Origin of the sequence: Corynebacterium qintianiae (assembly GCF_011038645.2) — a bacterium.
Lineage (GTDB): Bacteria > Actinomycetota > Actinomycetes > Mycobacteriales > Mycobacteriaceae > Corynebacterium > Corynebacterium qintianiae.
The window spans coordinates 1,330,522-1,350,811 of record NZ_CP064955.1; the positions used below are offsets into that span (position 1 = coordinate 1,330,522).

The following is a 20,290-nucleotide window of genomic DNA, read 5'->3' on the forward strand; positions in this document are numbered from 1 at the left end:
TGCTTTAGCGCTCGCCGCGCAGCTCGCGCATGCGTGCTTCGACTGCGTCACTGGAAACGTTGGTGGACCGGCCTGCGACATCAGAGGCGGACGGGGCTGAGGAGGACTCGCCCTGCTCGATCGCCGGCTTCTGGCCGGACGTGAGCTCGCCTGCCATCTCGGCGCGGATCTGCTCGAGACGGCCGTGGCCGGCCATCTGGATACCCGCTTGCTCGACCTCTGCCATGCGACCCTGCACGGAGTTCTGCGCCAGCTCGGCCTGGCCGAGGGCGTTGGCGTAGCGGCGCTCGATCTTGTCGCGCACCTGGTCCAGGTTCGGGGTGCCGGTGGTGATGGCGTTCATGGACGACATTGTCTCGGCGACCTTTTCCTGCATCTTGGCCTGCTCAAGCTGCGAGAGCAGCTTGGAGCGCTCAGCGACCTGCTGCTGGAGGTGAGCGGCGTTGCGCTCCACGGCCTGCTTCGCCTGAGCGGCCTGTTGCAGGGCCTGATCGTGCAGCTGCTTCGTGTCCTCGATGCCCTGCTCGGCGGTGACAAGCTGGGCTGCAAACGCCTCGGCGGCGTTCTCGTACTCCTGCGCCTTCTGCGCATCTCCCTCGCCCCGGGCCTTGTCGGCGAGCTGGAGCGCTTGGCGAGTGTTGGCCTGCAGCTTCTCCACCTCTTCGAGACGGCGGTTGAGCTGCATCTCAAGCTGGCGCTGGTTGCCAATAACGGCCGCCGCCTGCTGGGACAGCGCCTGGTGCTGGCGCTGCGCCTCGTTGATTGCCTGCTCGATCTGGATCTTCGGGTCTGCGTTCTCCTCGATCTTGTTGTCGAACAGAGCCATCAGGTAGTTCCAGAACTTGGTAAACGGGTTAGCCATGGCGGCGTCAAACCTTTCGTGGGAGCGTTGCTAAGTAATCGCTAATCCATCGTAGACGCAAACGCGACATCGCGACGGCGGCGAGCTACAACTCCGCGGCCGAAGGGGCTGTGTGCTCGAGCTCGTCCGTAATCGACTGCAGCGAGAGGTTCGCCACGGCTTCGAGCAGGACTTCGGCCACCGTGGTATCCAGCGCCTCGCATATCGACGCCAAAAGTTCCGACGACACCTCCTTGCGGCCGCGCTCCAGCTCGGAGATGTAACCCGAGGACACCCGCGCCTTGGCGGCGAGCTCGCGCAGGGACACATTCTTGTCGGCGCGGAATGCGCGCAGGGACATCCCCAGTGCCTCGCGCAGCAGCGGTTCGCGCACGTCAGTTTTCTGGGTGCGCTCCGGCAGGCGGGTCAGGCCGGGGATCTCGAGATGTTCGCGGAGAAGAGTTGTCGTTGCCATCGAATGTATTAACGGTTATCCGATCAGTTTTGTTCCCGCACCGCGGTCAGCGCACCGCGCAGCGCGGCCTCGACCGCAGCTTGGCGAATCTGGGCGCGGTCACCCGCAAGCACACGCACCGGCTCCGAGGCCCCGCTGAGCAGGGCGTAGCGCCCGGCCTCGGACGGCACCAGCTCCGCCGCCGAAGACGACGCCGTCCACTTCGGCCCCGACAACCCGATCCAGACCTCGCCCACCGGGTGGCCGTCCTGCATGTCGGGGCCGGCGACTCCGGTGGTGGCGACAGCCCAGTCGGAGACGCACGCGCGCCGCGCCCCGCGGGCCATCTCGCGCGCGGTCACCGGCGATACCGCGCCGTGCACCTCCAGCACCTCGGTGGCAACACCCGCGAGCGAATGCTTCAGGTCGGTGGCGTAGACAACGAGGCCGCCACGCAGCACCGCGGACGCACCAGGAATGGTGGCCAACGTGGCGGCGGCCAGCCCTGCGGTCAAGGACTCGCAGAAGCTGATGGTCTGGTTGCGTGTGCGCAGGGCGTCGATAAGCTCGCGCGCTGTTCTTGACTCGCTATCCACGGTTGGCCTCCCTCGAATCCAAGATGTACTGAATACCCGTGACCACGGTGACGGCGGCCGCGATGAGCATGACGACGAGCGAGACCGGGTCCATCCAGCTCGGCAGCGGGCACAAATACAGGGCCACGCCGAGGGTCTGGAGAACCGTCTTCAGCTTGCCGCCCTTGGACGCGGGCACGACGTTGCCGCGGCGCAGCATGAACATCCGCCACACCGTGATGCCGAGCTCGCGGACCACGATCACCACCGTGATCCACACCGGCAAGGTGGATGCGATGTTGAGGGTGACCAGCGCGGTGATCATCAGCGCCTTGTCAGCGATCGGGTCGGCGATCTTGCCGAAGTCCGTGACAAGACCGCGGGACCGCGCGATGTCACCGTCGAGCTTGTCCGTGGCCATCAGCACCACGAACAAGCCGAACGCCCACCACCAGCCCTCCGAGAGAACGACCCACGCGAACACGGGCACAAACACGATGCGTGCCGACGTCAACACGTTGGGCAGGTTCCAATTGGATTGCTGTGGCTGGGTCACGACAACCGCCCTTTCTATTTCTGGCCCCCGCGCGAAACGTCGAGGTGATCCGTCTCGCCCGAACCGGTTGCTGTGTGATCGCCGCGACCGGAGGTGGCGGGATCATCGATCCACTCGAGATGGTTGCCGTGGTTGTCAACCTTTCGGCGGTTGCCGTGGTCGTCGTAATCCACGTGCCACTTCGGCCCCTCCGGGTCGATTCGGCCCGCAGCAATATCAATGCGGTTCTTCACCAGTGATGCCACGACGGTAACCACCAGAACACCGATAATCACGGCCAGGGAAGTAAACGTCCCAATCTCGGGCACGGTCACGTTCTCGCCGCCGTTAATGAACGGCAGGTTGTTCTCGTGCAGGGCGTGCAGGAGTAGCTTAACGCCGATAAAACCGAGGATGATGGCCAGTCCGTAGGACAGGTACACCAACCGGTCAAGGAGGCCGTCGAGCAGGAAGTACATCTGCCGCAGGCCGAGAAGCGCGAACGCGTTGGTCGTGAACACGATGAACGGCTCCGAGGTAATGCCGTAGATCGCGGGGATGGAGTCGAGCGCGAACATCACGTCGACGAACCCAATCGCCAAAAGCGCAACGAACAGCGGAGTCAACGCCTTCTTGCCGGCCTGGGTGGCGGAGACGAGCTTGTCACCGTGGTAGGACTTGGTCACCGGGAAGACACGGCGCAGCGCTTTGACAATGAACATGTCGTTCGGGTCGGTTTCTTCCTGGTCCGTCGCTTCGTCGTAGGCCAATTTGATAGCCGTCCAGATCAGGAAGATGGCGAAGAGGTAGAACACGTCCGACCACGCCGCGATCACGGCCGCGCCAAGCAGGATGAAAAGCAGGCGCATGATCAGCGCGATCACGATACCAAGCAGCAGCACCTTCTGCTGGTACTTGCGCGGGATCTTGAACGCGCTCATGATCAGCGCGAAAACAAACAGGTTGTCAACGCTCAGCGCCTTTTCCGTGACGTAGCCAGTGTAGTACTGCGCCGCGTGCTCGCCGTCCCACAACCACCAGATCACGCCGCCGAAAAGCAGTGCGATGGTGACGTAGAACGCGGTCCAAAAGCCCGATTCTTTCAGTGACGGTTCATGCGCATCTTTGACGTGGCTAAAGAAGTCGAAGATGAAAAAGCCCGCGATAACAACCGTCGTAATCAGCCATACTGAGGCGGGCACGCCCATGTGTTCCATTAATACCTCCGGTCAGAAAACTCCTACACAAGTGACCGGAGGTCTCCCCCACCCACGGTGGGCCGCCCCGACCGGGGCCCCTTTGAGAAAGCGGGCACCGTGTTGACGATCGAGAGCGATTGCGGGGTACTCCCCTCCAATGCTGTCCACAGCCTACACGAAGTTGAATAGCCCCTAAAATGCGCCGCCTGTCGGATTGTAGGTGGTGTTGATCACACGGGTGTCCTCACCGGCGGTCGCGTCCGGTATGACGTCGTCAAGCGAAGGCTCCTCCGTGGGCGCCTCCGCAGGATCGGCCCCCTTGATCATCCACAGGATCGTCTCCAGCTCCTCCGGCTTGACCAGCACCTCACGCGCCTTCGAGCCTTCGGACGGGCCCACCACGCCGCGTGTTTCCATCAAGTCCATCAGGCGCCCCGCCTTAGCGAAACCGATGCGCAGCTTGCGCTGCAGCATCGATGTCGACCCGAGTTGGGAGGTGACCACGAGCTCGACGGCCTCGAGCAGGTCGTCGAGGTCCTTGCCGATGTCGTCGTCGATGACCTTCGCCTCGGCCTGCTTGTCCTCGGTCACGCCCTCGACGTACGACGGTGAGTCCTGCGACTTCGCGGCCTCGACGACGGCCTGGATTTCCTCGTCCGTGACGTAGGCGCCCTGCAGGCGCTGCGGCTTGCCCGCGCCCTGCGGGATGAACAACCCGTCTCCCATGCCGATGAGCTTTTCCGCGCCTGCCTGGTCCAGGATGACGCGCGAGTCGGTCAACGACGAGGTGGCGAACGCGAGGCGCGACGGCACGTTGGTCTTGATCAGGCCAGTGACCACATCCACCGAGGGGCGCTGGGTGGCCAGCACCAGATGGATGCCCGCCGCGCGCGCCTTCTGGGTGATGCGCACGATCGACTCCTCAATCTCCTTCGGGGCGGTCATCATCAGATCCGCCAGCTCGTCGACCACACAGATGATGAACGGGTACGGGCGCATCTCGCGCTCCGAACCGGGAGGCGCGGAAATTTCCCCGGAGCGCACCTTCCTGTTGAAGTCCTTGATGTGGCGCACGCGCGAGGACTTCATGTCCATGTAGCGCTGCTCCATCTCCTCCACCAGCCACTGCAGCGCGGCGGCCGCCTTCTTCGGCTGGGTGATAATCGGCGTGATCAGGTGCGGAATGCCCTCGTATGGGGTCAGCTCCACCATCTTCGGGTCCACCAGGATGAGGCGGACCTCGTCCGGGGTGGCGCGGGTCAGCAGCGAGATGAGCAGGGAGTTGACGAAGGCAGACTTACCCGAGCCGGTCGAACCGGCGACGAGTAAGTGCGGCATCTTCTGCACGCTCGAGGCGATGAATTCGCCCTCGATGTCCTTGCCCAAGCCGACGAGCATCGGGTCGCGGTCGGCCACGACCTTCGGAGCGTCGAGGACGTCGCGCAGCCTCACCATCTCGCGGTCCTGGTTCGGCACCTCAATGCCCACGAGCGACTTGCCCGGAATAGGGGTGAGCAGGCGGACGTTGTCGGTCGCCGCCGCGTACGCCAGGTTGGACTGCAGGTTGGTGATCTTGGAGACTTTCACGCCCGGGCCGAGCTCGACCTCGTAGCGCGTCACAGTGGGGCCGCGGGAAAAACCCGTCACCTGCGCGTCGACGCGGAACTCCTCGAACACGTCGGTGATTGCCTCGATCATGCGGTCGTTCGCCTCGGTGCGCGTCTTCGGCGCTGATCCGGCCACGAGCAAATCCGTGGACGGCAAGATGTAGTCGGTTTCACCCTCCGGCACGCGCTTTGCCGGCACCGCCGGGGCCGTTTCCTTTTCCAGTTCCGACTTCGGGGTGGATGCGGGGATGGCGGCGGCGTCGATACCCGAGCGCGCGACGATCGCGGCGCGCATCGCCTCCCGGGACTGCGCGATGGCGTCGTCCTGCGGCTGCTCAGGTGTCTCGGCGGACCCCGACTCGGAATCTAGCTCCGGCTCCTGAGCGGGTTTCGGCTCCGGTTTGCGCTTCTTCCGCGGCAGCACACGGGTGTGGGTAGGCTCCGGTTTCGACTCCCCCGGCACGTCTTCGGAATCACGTTCCGCTTGCGTGTCGGCGTCGTCGAGCAGATTGGCACCGAGCGCGCTCACGCGCGGGAGTTGACGAGTGGATTCATCGGCCGGGTAGTTGTCCAGTGGCGTGCGCCGTCGCGGCCGGTGGGCGACCTCGGCCGCGGCAGCCGAGCGGGCGCGGCGCCGGGTGCGCTCGCGGCCCTCAGCGATATCATCTAGATCTTCATCGACATGGCCGTAAGGGTCGTCGTCCCCATCCGGGTCCGGCGTGTGCAGGTTGTCCCTCGCCGAGGAGAGCGACGCCTTCACCAGGTCGAAAGCCTGGCGTACGGTGACCCCGGTGGTCTTGAGCGCACCGTAGATGATCACGAGCGCAAGCAGGGGCACGGCTACGAACGACGAGAATCCCGCGGCGAGCGTCCCGCCGAGCAGCGCCCCGACGGCGCCGCCTGCGATGCGCCGCCCTTCCCAATCGGCCGGGTTGCCCGCGAAGACGTGCACGAGGCCGAGCATGGCGACGGCGATGATCGCGATGCCGACGCTCACCCGGGCGCGAATGGCGTTATCGGCGCGGGTGTCCAGCATGAGCGCAACCGCGACAGCGACGAGAGCCACGGGAAGAATGAGCGCGCCCGCGCCAATGACCCAGTGGACAGCCTGGGCGATGAGGTGGCCGACCGGCCCGGCAATGTCGAACCACACGGACGCGCCGATGACAGCGGCCAAGCCGATGAGAACCAGGCCCACGGCGTCGGCCCGGTCCTTTCGGTCTGCATGCTCCACCCGGTTGCTACCGCCTTTCTCATCGTCGCGCGCTTCCTCATTTGCACCATTTTTCGGCGCGCGGGAACGACGCCGCGGGCGCCGTTCTTCCTGCTCCTCGGCGTCACCGTTGAACAAATCGTCTATATCGCCGTCGTCGTCATTGCTGCGCAATCCGCGACCGAGTTTCCCGAACACCGAACCCACACCCCGCGCTGCCGCGCTAATCGATCCGCCGACGGCCCTGTACGCAGAACCCACACGCTCACCGCTGGTATCCGCGGCGAGGTTCGTCGATGTCGCCGGGTGCGTCATGGAGGCCCCGTAGCTTGTCGACGTCCGCGCGCTCCGACCTCGTCCACGGGGACCGGTCTGCGGGCGCGCGGACGAGCGGGGTGAGTTCGTGACAGACATGCAAGCAACAGTAGTACCGTTGGCCACATATCCCACATACGCCACACCGGGTACGGCGGGTTTTCGTGCTATGTAAGTAAAGCTCTAAAACTTTACTTTTAGCGCAGCAACTTTCTCGGGGTCGCCGTCCAGCTCAACCTCGACCGCATTGCGGCCCATCACCCACAATAAAAGCTCCCCCGGATCGCCCTTGACTCGGATCACATCATCACCGCGCTCCGCGACCTTGCGCTTGCCGCCGATCGTCACCGGCGGCAGCGACGGGGGCGTGAGGATGACGGGAGTCTCGGACGCGCGCATCATCAACGCCCCGAAGCGCTTCGCCAGCGCCAGGAGATTCTTGTTCACCGCCGCGCTGAAATCGCGCGGGCGCGGCACACCGTCACCCCGCCGCACGTCCTCGTGGTGCACGAAGTACTCGGCGGTGTTCATCAGGCCGTCAATTGGCGCGATGAGTGGAGGGGGTCCCGCGGCCCACGCGCGGACAACATCCTCAAACGGGCGCTCGAGCTGCCGCTTGGTTTCCTTCTCCAGGATCGGCTCCAGAGCGGAGACGAACATGCCGCCGGCCTTGTGCGGCTGGTTCTCGCGGATGTAGAGGTGGATGGCGAGGTCGCGGGTGTTCCAGCCCTCGCACAGCGTGGGGGCATCGGGGCCGAGGTCGAGGAAAAGGTTCGCGAGACGCTCGCGTTCTTGCTTCGCAAATGACATAGGCCCCAGCATAGCGCTGGGGCCTACCTCGTGTTTTGCGCCTGTGGCGGCGCGCTAGCGTTTCACCTTAAAGCGACTCGCGGGACGCCTCGACGACATCGTCGTCAATAGGCATGTTGTCCGCGGCCATCGGAACAACGGTCGGGAGGATGACGGGCTCGCGCTTGTACTTCTGCTCAATCGCCCGGGACACGTGGCGGCGCAGCTGCTGCACCATGCGGTACGGGTCGTTCTCTCCCTGAGCGGCGAGATCGTTCATCACGTTCTCGACTCCCTCAGCGACCTTCTTGTTGAAGTCCCGGTCGTCATCGGAGAAGCCCGTGGTGGACACGCGCGGGGTTTCCAGGAGGCGACCGGTGCGATCGTCGATCACACAGGTGATGGACACGACGCCACCGGATGCCAGGCTCGTTCGGTCGGCGAGCACGTCCGGGTCGACATCGCCCATGGTCTCACCGTCGACGTAGAGCTGCCCGACCTGGTACTGGCCAACGACGTTGATCTTGCCGTTGACCATGTCCACCACGACACCGTTCTGGGCGAGCGCGGTGTTTTCCGGCTTCACGCCGGTGGAGATGGCGAGCTCCTTGTTGGCGCGCATGTGACGCCACTCTCCGTGCACCGGCATGGCACCCTTCGGGCGGGCGGCGTTGTAAAGGAAGAGAAGCTCACCGGCATAACCGTGGCCCGAAGCGTGGACGTGCGCGTCGCTGTTGGTGATCACTGTCGCGCCGATCTGCGCGAGGTTGTTGATCACCGCGAACACGGCCTCCTCGTTACCCGGGATAAGCGAGGACGACAGGATAATGAGGTCGCCGTCGCGCACCGTGATCTGGCGGTGTTCGCGCCGCGACATGCGCGACAGAGCCGCCATCGGCTCACCCTGGGTACCCGTGGTGATGAGCACGACCTTGTGCGGGGCCATCTTCGCGGCTTCCTCGATCGGGATGATCGTGCCCTTGGGCGCGCGGAGCAGGCTCATCTTCTCCGCGATCTCCATGTTGCGGATCATGGATCGGCCGTTGAAGGCCACCTTGCGCCCGTTGGCGACGGCCGCGTTAACTGCCATCTGAACGCGTGCAACATTCGAGGCGAACGAGGAGATAATCACGCGCTGCTTGGCACCCTGCACGAGACGGGTCAGGTTCTCCTCAATACCCTTCTCCGAGGACGAAATACCCGGGACTGTTGCGTTGGTGGAGTCGCACATGAACAGGTCGATGCCCTCGTCACCGAAGCGCGACAGCGCCGGCAGGTCGGTTGGCTGGCCGTCGTAAGGCGTCTGGTCGAGCTTGATGTCGCCCGTCATCACGACGTGACCGGCACCGGTCTTGATGGACACGCCAAGGCACTCCGGGATGGAGTGGCCCACGTGCCAGAAGCGCACGCGGAACGGGCCGAGGGTGAGCTCGGAGTTCTTGTTCACCTCGTTGAGCTTCGGACGCTGGCGGTGTTCCTTCGTCTTGGCCGCGATCAGCGCATTGGTGAAGCGCGACGAATAGATCGGGATGTCCGGGCGCAACTTGAGAAGCCACGGGATCGCACCGATGTGGTCTTCATGGCCGTGGGTGACAACGAGGGCTTCGATCTTGTCCAGCTTGTTCTCGATCGGTCCGAAGTCAGGCAGGACGAGATCGACGCCCGGCTCACCGGAGTTCGGGAAGAGCACACCACAATCGACGACGAGCAGGCGGCCGTTGTACTCGAACACGGTCATGTTACGACCGATCTCGGAGATGCCGCCCAGGGCATAGATGCGCAGCCCGTTCTGCGGGGCCTGCGGCGGGGACGGCAGGCGCTTGGTCAGATCTGCGCCCTGCATGCCCTTCATCGGGTTGCGGCGGTTGTTGCCTCCGCGATTGTCGCCGTTGTTCTGGCCACCGCCATTACCACCGTTGCCACCGCGGCCGCGGCCACGACGGCGGTTGCGGCCGCCTCCGTTGCTTCCACCGTTGTTTCCGTCACGGTTGCCGTTGTTCTGGCCACCGCGGTTGTCGGCGCTTGTCTCGCGGTTCGAGCCATGGCCCGAGTCATGCGAGTCGGGCGAGTCAGAGTTGCCGTTCGCCGCGCTCCCCTGCTCGGGAGCCTGGAACACCGGCTGCTGATCGGCTGGCTCCGGGGGCCCGGCCTTGCGGGTCACCTTACGGGCGCGATTGCGGGGTTCGTTCATACTTAGAGGACTCCAGCCTTTTCCATGTCCGCGCGGAGATCCTCCACCTGCTCCACGGTCGCTCCGACCACGGGCAGACGGGGATCCCCGACGTCAATGCCCTGCAGGCGCAGGGCTTCCTTTGCAAATGTCGCACCACCGAGAATTGCCTGCTGGCGAGCCAGCACTGCGATGGTGTTGGCGTTGATTTCCCGCGCACGGGCGAGGTCGCCTTCCTCGAAGCTTGTAATAAGTTCTCGCAGCAACTGCGGCGCGGCGTGTCCCACCACGGAGATCACACCGGTGGCTCCAATCGACAGCCACGGCACGTTGAGCGGATCGTCGCCAGAATACCAGGCCAGCCCAGTTTCCTGAATTAGGGGGCCCGCCTCGAAGAAGTTCGCCTTAGCGTCCTTCAGGGCCTTTACCGTCGGGAGCTTCGCAAGTTCCCTGATCGTGTCACCCTCAATCGGGATGCCGGAGCGGCCCGGAATGTCGTACAGGCAGATCGGCAGGTCCGTGGAATTAGCCACGGCCGTGAAATGAGCGAGCAACCCGGTCTGAGAGGGCTTGGAGTAGTACGGCGTGACCACAAGAAGGCCGTCCGCCCCTGCCTCGGCAGAGAGCGTAGCCAGCCGAATGGACTTCCGAGTGTCGTAGGACCCCGCACCGGCGATCAGCTTCGCACGGTCACCGACTTCCTCCTTGACCGCTTTGAGCAGAGCGATCTTCTCTTCCGGGGTCGTCGTCGGCGACTCCCCCGTTGTGCCGGCGAGGATGAGCGAATCGATTCCGTTGTCTACGAGGTGGGCAGCCAACGTTCGCCCGGCGTCTAGGTCGAGCTCACCGTCGGAATCAAACGGCGTGACCATTGCTACGCCGACGGTGCCGAAAATATCCGTACCGGTGTTAGCTTTCATCGAAATGCCCATGGCAATACAGAGTACCCGCTGGGTGCGCTAACTGCGCCAACAGCACGCCGCCGATCGCCTACGACACGTACGGGCTGGTTGCCATTTTCGTCCCGTCGGACAGCTCACTGATCAAAAAGTCGTCGAAAAGAGTGGGCGCGTTGTCGCGCAACAGCTCGAGACAGGTGACGGCCAGCGAGCGGATCTCGACATCGGCGTGCTCCGACGCGCGGGCGGCGATGAACTGGCGCCACGCGCGGTAATTGCCGGTGACCACGAAGCGGGTTTCGGTCGCGTTGGGCAGAACCGCGCGGGCCGCCTGTCGCGCCTTCTTGCGTCGCAGCAAGGAGTTCGGCTCGCCAGCTAGGTTCTCCTCGAGCGCGCGCAAGAGCTCGTCGTAAATGAAACGCGTCTCGTCCGCGGCGCGCAGGAATATGCGGCGCAGCTCCTCGTCCTCCGCAATGAGAGCGGGTAGGACAACCTCGCTCGAACCCTCATGTACGAAACGCTGGCTTAACTGCGAGAAAGAGAAGTTCCGGTGGCGCAGTAGCTCATTACCCGCGGCACGGGACAGTCCGCGGATGTAGACGGTGGCGGTGGCGTGCTCGAGCAGTGCGTCGTGTCCGACGTCAATGATGTGGTGCAGGTACGCCTTATTCGTTGCGGTATGCGGGTTCGGACGGTCGAACGTTTCGTAACAGGCGCGGCCCGCAAACTCCACAATCGCTTCGGCGTCCGTGGCACCCGCGTCCGGAACCCAGTCCACACCCGGCGGGACGGCGAACTGGCTCGCCGCGATGAGCTGGACGTCGAGCGAACTCTCCACTGCCATTTACAGCCCCAGGTACTTGTCCAGCCCGACAGTCAGGCCGGGGTGGTCGGCTACCTGGCGCACACCGGTGAGCACACCCGGCACGAAGGAATCGCGGCCGTACGAGTCCTGGCGGATGGTCAACGACTGGTCCGTTGTGCCGAAGATGACCTCCTCGTGCGCGACCATTCCAGTCATGCGCACCGCGTGGACGTTCACACCGTCGACGTCCGCGCCCCGCGCGCCGTCGAGGGCCTGGTCGGTCGCGTCAGGTACGGCGCCCATGCCCGCCTCCCGCCGCGCTTCGGCGATGCCTTGGGCTGTCTTAATCGCGGTTCCCGAGGGGGCGTCCAGCTTGTTCGGGTGGTGGTATTCCACTACTTCCGCAGACTCAAAGAACGGTGCAGCCTGGCGGGCGAACGCCATCGTGAGCACCGCGGAGATGGCGAAGTTGGGGGCGATGAGAACGCCGACGTTCTCGGTTGCTGTGAGCCACTCGCGGACCTGGTTGTAGCGGGCGTCGTCGAAACCGGTCGTGCCAACGACACAGTGAATCCCGTGCGCGATGCAGTATTCCAGATTGCCCATCACGGCGGCGGGAGTGGTGAAGTCGACGATGACTTCCGCGCCCTTCTCAGTCAAGGTGCTGAGGCTGTCGTTTTGGTCGATCTCCGCCACGAGCTCGAGGTCAGCGGACGCGTTGACCCCCGCAATGACGGCGGAACCCACGCGGCCCTTCGCTCCCAGAACTCCGACTTTGATGCCCATGTGTGACTCCTTCGTAGACGTGCTGCTTCCACGGCCACTTTATCCCCACCGCCTGGCTGATGGTCGACACGGTTACGATTCGTTCACGATCCCTCCCCGCACCCGCCTCGGGTCTTGTGCGCGGGTTATGTTTGAAGTATGAAACTTCAGTCACGGTACTTTCTTCCTGTAACTCTGGTAACGGCCTTGTCGCTCGGCGCGTGCACCGGCGCGCCTAGTGACTCCGATTCCGCAGGTGCTCCTGAGACGAAGCAAGCGACGGTCGCCGGAACGTCCACGCTGACCAGCACCGCTCCCGCCACAACAAGCACCGCGGTGCCCACCGCACAGGCGCTGTCCGCCAACGAGGAGACCACCCCGGTCGGGCCGTTCAGCACCGGACGCGCGCAAGCGTACCCGGACCAGGGCACCGAGCTCGTCATCTCCGATGTTCGCGTCGGCTCCCATGACGGCTTCGACCGCGTCGTCTTCGAGTTCGACGGCACCGGAACCCCCGGCTACGTCGCAGGCTACAACCCCGAGCCCATGCAGCAGGCCTCCGGCTACCCCATCGACGTCAACGGCAACGCTTACCTCGAAGTGGTGATCCAGGGCACGCCCATGGGCCTGATCAACCCCGACGACGCGCTAGTCAAAGTCGGGCCGATGAATCTCGCCGCAGGCAACATTCAGGGCGTGACCCATGGCGGGGTATTCGAGGCCGACGCACAGTACATCATAGGACTGGACAAAGAGCGCCCGTACAACCTTCACGTGCTAGAAAACCCGGCCCGAGTGGTTGTTGACTTTCAGAAGTAACGCGAAGACCTCAGCGTGATGCGCGCCGGGATTAGGCGCAGTTTTCACGCTGGGGTCTTCTTCTCCGCGATCTAATCGTTCTCTTCGACCGGCACGAGCGAAATCTTGCCGCGGTTGTCGATGTCCGCGATCTCGACCTCGATCTTCTCTCCGACGTTGACCACGTCCTCGACGTTTTCAATGCGTTGCGAGCCGCCCAGCTTGGAGATGTGCACAAGCCCGTCGGTGCCCGGGATGATGGACACAAACGCGCCGAACGCGACGGTCTTGACCACCGTGCCCAGGTAACGCTCCCCCACCTTCGGCATCTGCGGGTTGGCGATGCCGTTGATCTTGTCGATAGCAGCGTCAGCCGACTCGCCGGTGGCGGCGGAGACATAGATCGTACCGTCATCCTCGATCGAGATCTCAGCTCCGGTCTCCTCCGTGATCGAGTTGATCATCTTGCCCTTCGGGCCGATGACCTCACCGATCTTGGACACCGGCACGGTGATTGCGGTGATCTTGGGGGCAAGGGTGTTCATCTCGTCCGGGCCGTCGATGACCTCGTTCATGGTCTCCAGAATCGCCTCGCGGGCATCGCGGGCCTGGTCGAGGGCCGACGCGAGAACCTCAGAAGGAATGCCGTCCAGCTTGGTGTCCAGCTGCAGGGCGGTGATGAAGCCCGGGGTACCAGCAACCTTGAAGTCCATGTCGCCGAACGCGTCCTCGGCGCCGAGGATGTCGGTCAGCGCGACGTACTTCGTCTCGCCATCGACTTCTCCGGAAACCAGGCCCATTGCGATACCGGCAACCGGCGCAGCGAGCGGCACACCTGCGTTGTAGAGCGACAGCGTCGACGCGCACACGGAGCCCATGGAGGTGGAGCCGTTGGAACCCAGCGCCTCGGAAACCTGGCGAATGGTGTACGGAAACTCGTCGCGCGAGGGAATCACGGGCACGAGCGCGCGCTCGGCGAGTGCGCCGTGGCCGATCTCGCGGCGCTTCGGCGAACCAACTCGGCCGGTCTCACCAGTGGAGTAGGGCGGGAAGTTGTAGTGGTGGATGTAGCGCTTGGAGGTCTCCGGGTGCAGGGAGTCCAGGGTTTGCTCCATCTTCAGCATGTCTAGCGTCGTCACGCCGAGGATCTGCGTTTCACCGCGCTCGAACAGTGCGGAGCCGTGGGCGCGCGGGATGAGCTCGACCTCAACCTCGAGGTCGCGGATCGCGGTAACCCCGCGGCCATCGATTCGGAAGCCCTCGGTGAGGATCTTCTCGCGCACGATGGATTTCATCACCGCGTTGTAAGCTGCACGGATCTCCTTCGAGACGGCCGCGGACTCCTCGCGGTCATCCTCGTCGATATCGAACTTGTCCAGGAGCTCTTCCTCGATCTCCTCCATGTAGGCGTTGGTCGCGTCATCGCGGTCATGCTTGCCCTTGATGGTCAACAACGTCGCGAGCTTCTTCGCGGCCTTCTTCTGCACCGCGTTGAACACCTTGTCCGAGTAGGCGGGGAAGAGCGGGAACTCCTGAGTCTCCCTTGCGGCCTCAGCCGCCAGCGCCGCCTGCGCCTCGCACAAGGTCTTGATGAAGGGTTTGGCGGCCTCAATGCCCTCGGCCACCACGGATTCGGTCGGCGCGGGCGCCCCACCCTGAACAAGCTTGACGACGTCTGCCCCGGCCCCGGCCTCGACCATCATGATCGCGACATCGTCGCCGACGATGCGGCCGGCGACAACCATTTCGAAAACGGCGCGCTCATGCTGCTCGTGGTTGGGGAACGCGACCCACTGACCGTCAGCGTGCTTGTCGTCAGAGATGAGCGCCATTCGCACGCCACCGACGGCACCGGAGACCGGGAGGCCCGACAGCTGGGTCGCGGCGGAAGCACCGTTAATGGCGACAACGTCGTAGTATTCCGCAGGGTTCATGCTCAGAACGGTGATAACGACCTGAACCTCGTTGCGCAGGCCCTTGACAAAGGTGGGGCGCAGCGGGCGGTCGATCAAGCGGCAGGCCAAGATTGCCTCGGTGGAGGGCCGGCCCTCGCGACGGAAAAAGGAGCCCGGAATCTTGCCCGCAGCGTACATGCGCTCTTCCACGTCCACGGTCAGCGGGAAGAAGTCGAACCCTTCGCGTGGGTTCTTAGACGCCGTGGTGGTGGCCAGCAGCATCGTGTCCTCGTCGAGGTACGTGGTCACCGAGCCACCGGCCTGGCGTGCGAGCTGGCCCGTTTCGAAACGGACGGTGCGGGTACCGAAATCGCCGTTGTCCAGGACGACGCTGGCCTCGGTGATTCCGAAATCCTCATCCACGTGGAGGTCGAACGAGTTCTTGGGGGTGTGCTTGCTCAAAAAAGATCCCTTTCCTGGGGTGTATCCGGCGATCGTCGGTGCCGCCGTCTAGCTGTTCTCTGTGCAACGCTGACTCATTCTACCAGGCGGCCCGAGTTTTACTAGGCGCGCAGTGTCACCACTCGCAGCGGGGGTCAACGTACACACAAAAACCGCCCCACCCGCGTGGAGCGGAGGGGCGGTTGTCACAGAAAGTTCTAGCGGCGAAGGCCGAGGCGCGCGATGAGCTCGCGGTAGCGCTCGACGTTGTTCTCGCGCAGGTACTTCAGCAGACCACGGCGGCGGCCGACGAGCAGGAGGAGGCCGCGGCGGGAGTGGTGGTCGTGCTTGTGAAACTTCAGGTGCTCGGTGAGCGAGTTAATGCGCTCGGTCAGCAGTGCGACCTGGGCCTCGGGAGAACCGGTGTCGGTCTCGTGCAGGCCGTAGTTCTTGAGGATTTCGCTCTTCTTCTCAGTGGTCAGTGCCATGAGGTACTCCTTGGTTTTCCGTGGTTGTTTCAGTCCGCAAAAGTAAGGGCCAAAGCGACTGCCGCGGACCGCAGTCAAAACGTGCTCGAAGCCGGAGGTTGAGTCTAGCGGAGCCGACTCACCAGCCCAAATTATCGCTTCGGTGTCGCCGCGGCGAGCGTGGTCAGGCGGCGCATGAACTGCTCGAGGAAGCGCGCGGTGTCCACTGCGACGGCGACGTGCGCGGTCTTGACCGGGTCGTTGAGGCGAGTTTCGTCACCGATGGTTCGGCCGCGGGTCTCACCCTCGGTATCGGTTTTCATGTTGATGTCCAGCAGCGTGACCAGGCTCGGGTCGACAGCGACGCCAACGGCCAGCGGGTCGTGCAGGCCGCATCCGCCGAGATGGGGCGCCGTTGTGTCGTAGGCCTTGATGTAGTAGTCGGTGGCTTCGGCGAGGAAGTCGCCGCCGCGCGTGCCGAGTTCGCGCCACTTGGCCGTCTCGGCGTACGTCAGAAGCGTCTGCAGGGTGACGTCGAGACCGATCATGGTCACGTCGGCGGCACGGCGGAACAACAGGTCGGTCGCCTCCGGATCCTGGTTCACGTTGGCCTCGGCCCACGGCGAGACGTTGCCCGGCACGGTCAGTGCCCCGCCCATCATGACGATGTGTGCGCGGTGCGCGAAGCTTGCCGACGCCTCAATGGCCGCCGCGATCGTCGTCGACGGGCCGGTGGGAACGATGACGAGGTCGTCGCCGTACTTCTCCACGGACTCAACGAGGAAATCAACGGCCGACTTCTCCTGCACCTTCGTCACCGGCTCGTCGAGCACCGCTCCACCGATTCCGTTGTCGCCATGGATGAACGCGGAGATCTCCAGCACCTCGAACGAGTCGCGGGTGCGCGCGTGGCCGGGTCCGGCGAACACCGGGACGTCGTCACGCCCGAACAGCTCGAGGATGGCTAGGGCGTTGCGCACGCCCGTCTCCACTACAACGTTGCCGTAGGTGCCGGTCACGCCGATGAGGTCGAGCTCCTCGGAGCCGAGCGCGTACGCCAGAGCGAGGGCGTCGTCGATACCGGTGTCCAGGTCCAGGATGATTTTCTTAGCCATTGTCTACCTTTCAGAATTAGTTGCGAGAATCCCGCGGGTGGTGTCGACGTCGCGGGCCATGTTGTCCAGGAGTTCGTCGACGGAATTGAACTTCACCATGTCGCGGACCTTGCCCACGAACTCGACACGGGCGGTGCGCCCGTAGAGGTCTGCGTCGCGGTCGAGGATGAAGGACTCCACGCTGCGGCGTGCATCCCCGAACGTGGGGTTGGTGCCCACAGAGATGGCGGCCGGGTAGCGCTTTCCGGGTTCCATGTCACCGTTGATCGGCCCTTTGTCGGCCCCGTCGACGATGGTGAGCCAGCCGGCGTAGACGCCGTCGGCGGGCAGCGCGGAAACCTCGTCGACGTATTGGTTCGTGGTGGGGTAGCCCAGCTCGCGCCCGCCGCGGCCAGCACCGCGTTCGATCACGGCCGTGACGGAGAACTCCCTGCCCAAATAGTCAGACGCCACAGAAATGTTGCCCCGGCTCAGCTCGTCGCGGATGGCAGTCGAGCAGACCCGCACTCCGGCGTCGTTCAGCAGCGGGACGATGACCACCTCGAAACCGTAGCGCTCGCCCAGCTCGCGCATGGTGGCCGCGGTGCCGGCGGCGTCCTTGCCGAACGTGAAGTTCTCCCCCACCACCACAGCTCGGGCGCCGAGCTGACCCGCGAGCACGTCGCGTACGTACTGCTCCGGGCTCTGGCCGGCGAGCTCGGCGCGGAAGTCGATGACGAGTAGGTAGTCAACGCCCTGCGATGCAATGATTCGGGCCCGCTCCTCAAACGGGATCAACGCCTTGGGCGCGCGCTCGGGCGCGAAGACTGCGACGGGGTGCGGTTCGAAGGTCATGACCACGCAGGGCACGTCGAGGGAGCGGGCGCGGCGCACGGCGGCGTCGATAAGCAGCTGGTGTCCGCGGTGGACGCCGTCGAAGACGCCGATGGTGACAACCGACTCCTCCAGGGTGTCCGGCACCTGCTGCAGACCGCGCAAAATATCCACGCTGGATAGACTACGGCATACTGTTCCACTATGAGTTTTGCCCCTGACCCGCTCGCAGCCTCCGGAATCGTCGTGGTGGACAAGCCCGCCGGCATGACGAGCCACGACGTCGTTGCCCGTTTGCGGCGCTTCTTCGGCACCCGCAAGGTCGGCCACGCGGGCACGCTCGACCCGATGGCCACCGGTGTCCTCGTCGCCGGCATCGAGCGGGGTACGAAACTGCTCGCCCACCTCGTCGCGGAGGACAAGGTGTATGCGACGACCATTCGGCTGGGCCAGGCGACCTCCACCGACGACGCCGAGGGCGAGATCGTCAGTGAAACGGATGCTTCGCACCTGAGCGACGAGGAGATCCTCGCTCGTATCGCCGAACTCACGGGTGACATCTCGCAAGTGCCTTCTAGCGTGTCGGCAATCAAGATCGGCGGGCGGCGCGCCCACGAGCTGGTCCGCGCGGGTGAGGAGGTGGACATTCCGGCCCGCCCGGTGACGGTGTACTCCTTCGACGTGTCGGCGGTGCGTCGCGAAGCAACCTTCATTGATGTCGACGCGCGCGTGCACTGCTCGAAGGGCACTTACATCCGCTCTCTCGCGCGCGACCTCGGCGCCGCGCTCGGGGTCGGTGGCCACCTCACCGCGCTGCGCCGAGAGGCCGTCGGAGCGTTCACGCTGGACGACGCCACCCCCCTGGCCAGCCTGGAAACCAACGCCACGCTCTCGCTCACCCTCGATGAGGCGCTCGCCCGCGGTTGGCCGGTCCTCGACGTCACCGCCGAGGAATACACGGCGCTCGCGTTAGGCAAATGGCTCGAGCCACGTGGTCTCAAGGGCGTCCATGCCGCGATCGGGCCCGACGGCAGGGCCGTCGCCCTAGTCAAGGAGCAGGGCAAGCGCTTGTCGACGGTCTTCGTCGCGCGCCCGTCCACCCTCTAGATTCACACCTCCACGAAAGCGGAGGCGATGACGAAGCCGTTGCGCACGACCCAGCGCCCTTCGAAGAACGGCACTGGCGTGGGCCGGGCCAGGATGTAGGCGATGAATGTGCCGTCTGGGCGGATGTCGATTTCCGCGTCCTCGAAGCCGAGCCAGCGCCGCGTCATGGGAAACCAGCACTTGTACGTGGCTTCCTTCGCGCAAAACAGCAGCCTTCCCGCCCATTCGTCGCCATCTGCCTTCATGCGGTCGAAGCGGTGGCGCTCCGGCGCGCGCGCGATCTGGTCGATAACACCCTCCGGAAGCGGTTGCGCCGGCTCCGCATCAATGCCCATGGACGAAACGTGCGTCTTGGGCGCCGCGACAGCCGCCCGCAATCCGTCGGTATGCGTGAGCGAGCCCGTGTACTTTTCCGGCCAGAGAGGCATCCCGCTGTCGCCCTTAAGTATCGCTTCACCGGGCGGCACCCCCAGCTCGGTCAGCGCCTGGTGCGCGCACCAGCGCGCGTCGCCGAACTCACCCTTTCTCTTGTCGACGGCGTGACTGACGAGCCCCTGCTCCTCCGGGTGCAGCTCCCAATAGTTAGTCAGGTCGTCCGCCTCATCGGTGCGCAGGTAGACGAACCGTGCGGACGCCGGGAACAAATCCAGGTCCATCATCAGTTAGTCACCTCCATCACCGGGTAGGGCCACGGCACGGGCGCGCCACGGGAAGGGCCTGCCTGCCACTCCCGCGGGTACCCGAGGGAGACCTCGATGTGATCGATGCCCTCCACCCGGGTGATTCCGGGCATGTGCAAGTGGCCGTAGATTACCGCTCTCGCATCGTAGCGCTTCGCCCACGAGCGGGTGTGCCGGGTCCCGCACCACAGCCCGACCTCGGACCACCGCAGCTTGGACACCGGCTCCTGCACCAGGGGCCAGTGGTTAATCAGAACGGTCGGGCCCTGGATGCGGGACAGGCGGCGGGTTGTGTAAGCGAGCCGGTCCCAGCACCACGCGCGAATGTCCACGAACGGAGCAATGGCAAACTCGTCCGTCATCATGATGTTCTTCTCGCGCGCAGCCGCCACCGCCTCCTCCACGGAGAGGTTGGGGCCGCGGAATGAGTAGTCGTAGAGGGTGAAGAGTGGCGCGATGGTGACGCCGCCGAACACGGGGTAGGTGTCTTCCGGGGTGATCACCCCGATCTCGCGCAGGGCGTGTACAAGCGCCGTGTACTTCTCGCGGCCGCGGTAGCGGTCCGCCGAGCGCGAGAACAGCTCGTGGTTGCCGGGAACCCAGATCACCGTGTCGAAGCGCTCCGCCAGGTTCCGCATGACACTCACGACCACCTCCAGCTTCTCCGCAACATCGCCCGCGACGATGAGCCAGTCCGACGGGTCCGCCGGCTGGATCTCGCTGATGCGCACGCCGTTGGCCTTCACCGCAGCATGAAGGTCGGAAACGGCCCACAGCGTCGTGGTCGTTGTTGTCATGGCTCCATGT

19 protein-coding genes are annotated in these 20,290 nt (G+C 64.5%); 2 read left to right on the plus strand and 17 right to left on the minus strand.

Going from position 1 to position 20,290, the window contains the following annotated elements; all coding sequences use genetic code 11:
- Nucleotides 1–4: 4 nt before the first annotated feature.
- The 11 genes from G7Y29_RS06570 to dapB form a co-directional block, all read right to left on the minus strand.
- A complete protein-coding gene (locus G7Y29_RS06570) occupies nucleotides 5–862 on the minus strand; it encodes a PspA/IM30 family protein (protein WP_165002507.1) in 858 nt (285 codons plus the stop codon).
- An 85-nt stretch (nucleotides 863–947) separates the two neighbouring features.
- A complete protein-coding gene (locus G7Y29_RS06575) occupies nucleotides 948–1,316 on the minus strand; it encodes a helix-turn-helix domain-containing protein (protein WP_165002508.1) in 369 nt (122 codons plus the stop codon).
- A 23-nt stretch (nucleotides 1,317–1,339) separates the two neighbouring features.
- Nucleotides 1,340–1,891 (minus strand): CinA family protein, encoded by a 552-nt coding sequence (locus G7Y29_RS06580; protein ID WP_165002509.1) that lies wholly within the window; start codon nucleotides 1,889–1,891, stop codon nucleotides 1,340–1,342.
- On the minus strand, nucleotides 1,884–2,426 hold the full coding sequence (gene pgsA / locus G7Y29_RS06585; RefSeq protein ID WP_165002510.1) for a CDP-diacylglycerol--glycerol-3-phosphate 3-phosphatidyltransferase: 543 nt from the start codon (nucleotides 2,424–2,426) through the stop codon (nucleotides 1,884–1,886). Before pgsA ends, G7Y29_RS06580 begins: the two co-directional genes overlap by 8 nt.
- A gap of 14 nt (nucleotides 2,427–2,440) precedes the next feature.
- Entirely contained in the window at nucleotides 2,441–3,613 is a 1,173-nt protein-coding gene (locus G7Y29_RS06590) for a TerC family protein (protein WP_165002772.1), read from the minus strand.
- 183 nt (nucleotides 3,614–3,796) lie between these two features.
- Nucleotides 3,797–6,838, minus strand: coding sequence for a DNA translocase FtsK (locus G7Y29_RS06595; RefSeq protein ID WP_165002511.1), 3,042 nt, complete (start codon nucleotides 6,836–6,838; stop codon nucleotides 3,797–3,799).
- An 84-nt stretch (nucleotides 6,839–6,922) separates the two neighbouring features.
- The gene (locus tag G7Y29_RS06600) at nucleotides 6,923–7,549 is read right to left on the minus strand and encodes a TIGR03085 family metal-binding protein (protein WP_249399714.1); all 627 of its coding nucleotides are present in this window, start codon (nucleotides 7,547–7,549) and stop codon (nucleotides 6,923–6,925) included.
- Nucleotides 7,550–7,616: 67 nt separating this feature from the next.
- Nucleotides 7,617–9,719: a ribonuclease J gene (locus G7Y29_RS06605; RefSeq protein ID WP_165002513.1), complete on the minus strand. Its 2,103-nt coding sequence runs from the start codon at nucleotides 9,717–9,719 to the stop codon at nucleotides 7,617–7,619.
- 2 nt (nucleotides 9,720–9,721) lie between these two features.
- The gene (gene dapA / locus G7Y29_RS06610; RefSeq protein ID WP_165002514.1) at nucleotides 9,722–10,630 is read right to left on the minus strand and encodes a 4-hydroxy-tetrahydrodipicolinate synthase; all 909 of its coding nucleotides are present in this window, start codon (nucleotides 10,628–10,630) and stop codon (nucleotides 9,722–9,724) included.
- Nucleotides 10,631–10,688: 58 nt separating this feature from the next.
- Nucleotides 10,689–11,441 (minus strand): FAD-dependent thymidylate synthase, encoded by a 753-nt coding sequence (gene thyX, locus G7Y29_RS06615; RefSeq protein WP_165002515.1) that lies wholly within the window; start codon nucleotides 11,439–11,441, stop codon nucleotides 10,689–10,691.
- Entirely contained in the window at nucleotides 11,442–12,188 is a 747-nt protein-coding gene (gene dapB, locus G7Y29_RS06620; protein ID WP_165002516.1) for a 4-hydroxy-tetrahydrodipicolinate reductase, read from the minus strand.
- Nucleotides 12,189–12,326: 138 nt separating this feature from the next.
- On the opposite strand from dapB, the gene G7Y29_RS06625 reads away from it, so the two are divergent.
- On the plus strand, nucleotides 12,327–12,986 hold the full coding sequence (locus tag G7Y29_RS06625; protein WP_165002517.1) for an AMIN-like domain-containing (lipo)protein: 660 nt from the start codon (nucleotides 12,327–12,329) through the stop codon (nucleotides 12,984–12,986).
- A gap of 71 nt (nucleotides 12,987–13,057) precedes the next feature.
- Here the strand turns inward: G7Y29_RS06625 and G7Y29_RS06630 are convergent, their stop codons facing one another.
- The 4 genes from G7Y29_RS06630 to G7Y29_RS06645 all read right to left on the minus strand — a co-directional run bounded on the left by G7Y29_RS06630 (nucleotide 13,058) and on the right by G7Y29_RS06645 (nucleotide 17,870).
- A complete protein-coding gene (locus G7Y29_RS06630; protein ID WP_165002518.1) occupies nucleotides 13,058–15,322 on the minus strand; it encodes a polyribonucleotide nucleotidyltransferase in 2,265 nt (754 codons plus the stop codon).
- A 197-nt stretch (nucleotides 15,323–15,519) separates the two neighbouring features.
- Complete coding sequence (rpsO, locus tag G7Y29_RS06635; protein ID WP_165002519.1) at nucleotides 15,520–15,789, minus strand: 30S ribosomal protein S15; 270 nt, start codon at nucleotides 15,787–15,789, stop codon at nucleotides 15,520–15,522.
- Between the two features lie 131 nt (nucleotides 15,790–15,920).
- The gene (locus G7Y29_RS06640; protein WP_165002520.1) at nucleotides 15,921–16,883 is read right to left on the minus strand and encodes a nucleoside hydrolase; all 963 of its coding nucleotides are present in this window, start codon (nucleotides 16,881–16,883) and stop codon (nucleotides 15,921–15,923) included.
- Between the two features lie 3 nt (nucleotides 16,884–16,886).
- On the minus strand, nucleotides 16,887–17,870 hold the full coding sequence (locus tag G7Y29_RS06645; RefSeq protein WP_165002521.1) for a bifunctional riboflavin kinase/FAD synthetase: 984 nt from the start codon (nucleotides 17,868–17,870) through the stop codon (nucleotides 16,887–16,889).
- 30 nt (nucleotides 17,871–17,900) lie between these two features.
- On the opposite strand from G7Y29_RS06645, the gene truB reads away from it, so the two are divergent.
- Nucleotides 17,901–18,803, plus strand: a complete 903-nt coding sequence (gene truB, locus G7Y29_RS06650) for a tRNA pseudouridine(55) synthase TruB (RefSeq protein ID WP_165002522.1) — start codon at nucleotides 17,901–17,903, stop codon at nucleotides 18,801–18,803.
- A gap of 2 nt (nucleotides 18,804–18,805) precedes the next feature.
- Here the strand turns inward: truB and G7Y29_RS06655 are convergent, their stop codons facing one another.
- Both G7Y29_RS06655 and G7Y29_RS06660 read right to left on the minus strand, forming a co-directional pair.
- Nucleotides 18,806–19,462 carry a 4'-phosphopantetheinyl transferase family protein gene (locus G7Y29_RS06655; protein ID WP_165002523.1) on the minus strand — a complete coding sequence of 219 codons (657 nt, stop codon included), beginning with the start codon at nucleotides 19,460–19,462 and terminating at the stop codon, nucleotides 18,806–18,808.
- Nucleotides 19,462–20,280, minus strand: coding sequence for a metallophosphoesterase family protein (locus tag G7Y29_RS06660; protein WP_165002524.1), 819 nt, complete (start codon nucleotides 20,278–20,280; stop codon nucleotides 19,462–19,464). Before G7Y29_RS06660 ends, G7Y29_RS06655 begins: the two co-directional genes overlap by 1 nt.
- Between the last annotated feature and the right edge of the window lie 10 nt (nucleotides 20,281–20,290).

Bases quoted from the DNA above. Each gene is read 5' to 3' on its own strand.
- G7Y29_RS06570 (WP_165002507.1), bottom strand. From the start codon at position 862: ATGGCTAACCCGTTTACCAAGTTCTGGAACTACCTGATGGCTCTGTTC.
- G7Y29_RS06575 (WP_165002508.1), bottom strand. From the start codon at position 1,316: ATGGCAACGACAACTCTTCTCCGCGAACATCTCGAGATCCCCGGCCTG.
- G7Y29_RS06590 (WP_165002772.1), bottom strand. From the start codon at position 3,613: ATGGGCGTGCCCGCCTCAGTATGGCTGATTACGACGGTTGTTATCGCG.
- G7Y29_RS06595 (WP_165002511.1), bottom strand. From the start codon at position 6,838: ATGTCTGTCACGAACTCACCCCGCTCGTCCGCGCGCCCGCAGACCGGT.
- G7Y29_RS06600 (WP_249399714.1), bottom strand. From the start codon at position 7,549: ATGTCATTTGCGAAGCAAGAACGCGAGCGTCTCGCGAACCTTTTCCTC.
- G7Y29_RS06605 (WP_165002513.1), bottom strand. From the start codon at position 9,719: ATGAACGAACCCCGCAATCGCGCCCGTAAGGTGACCCGCAAGGCCGGG.
- dapA (WP_165002514.1), bottom strand. From the start codon at position 10,630: ATGGGCATTTCGATGAAAGCTAACACCGGTACGGATATTTTCGGCACC.
- thyX (WP_165002515.1), bottom strand. From the start codon at position 11,441: ATGGCAGTGGAGAGTTCGCTCGACGTCCAGCTCATCGCGGCGAGCCAG.
- dapB (WP_165002516.1), bottom strand. From the start codon at position 12,188: ATGGGCATCAAAGTCGGAGTTCTGGGAGCGAAGGGCCGCGTGGGTTCC.
- G7Y29_RS06625 (WP_165002517.1), top strand. From the start codon at position 12,327: ATGAAACTTCAGTCACGGTACTTTCTTCCTGTAACTCTGGTAACGGCC.
- rpsO (WP_165002519.1), bottom strand. From the start codon at position 15,789: ATGGCACTGACCACTGAGAAGAAGAGCGAAATCCTCAAGAACTACGGC.
- G7Y29_RS06640 (WP_165002520.1), bottom strand. From the start codon at position 16,883: ATGGCTAAGAAAATCATCCTGGACCTGGACACCGGTATCGACGACGCC.
- truB (WP_165002522.1), top strand. From the start codon at position 17,901: ATGAGTTTTGCCCCTGACCCGCTCGCAGCCTCCGGAATCGTCGTGGTG.
- G7Y29_RS06655 (WP_165002523.1), bottom strand. From the start codon at position 19,462: ATGATGGACCTGGATTTGTTCCCGGCGTCCGCACGGTTCGTCTACCTG.
- G7Y29_RS06660 (WP_165002524.1), bottom strand. From the start codon at position 20,280: ATGACAACAACGACCACGACGCTGTGGGCCGTTTCCGACCTTCATGCT.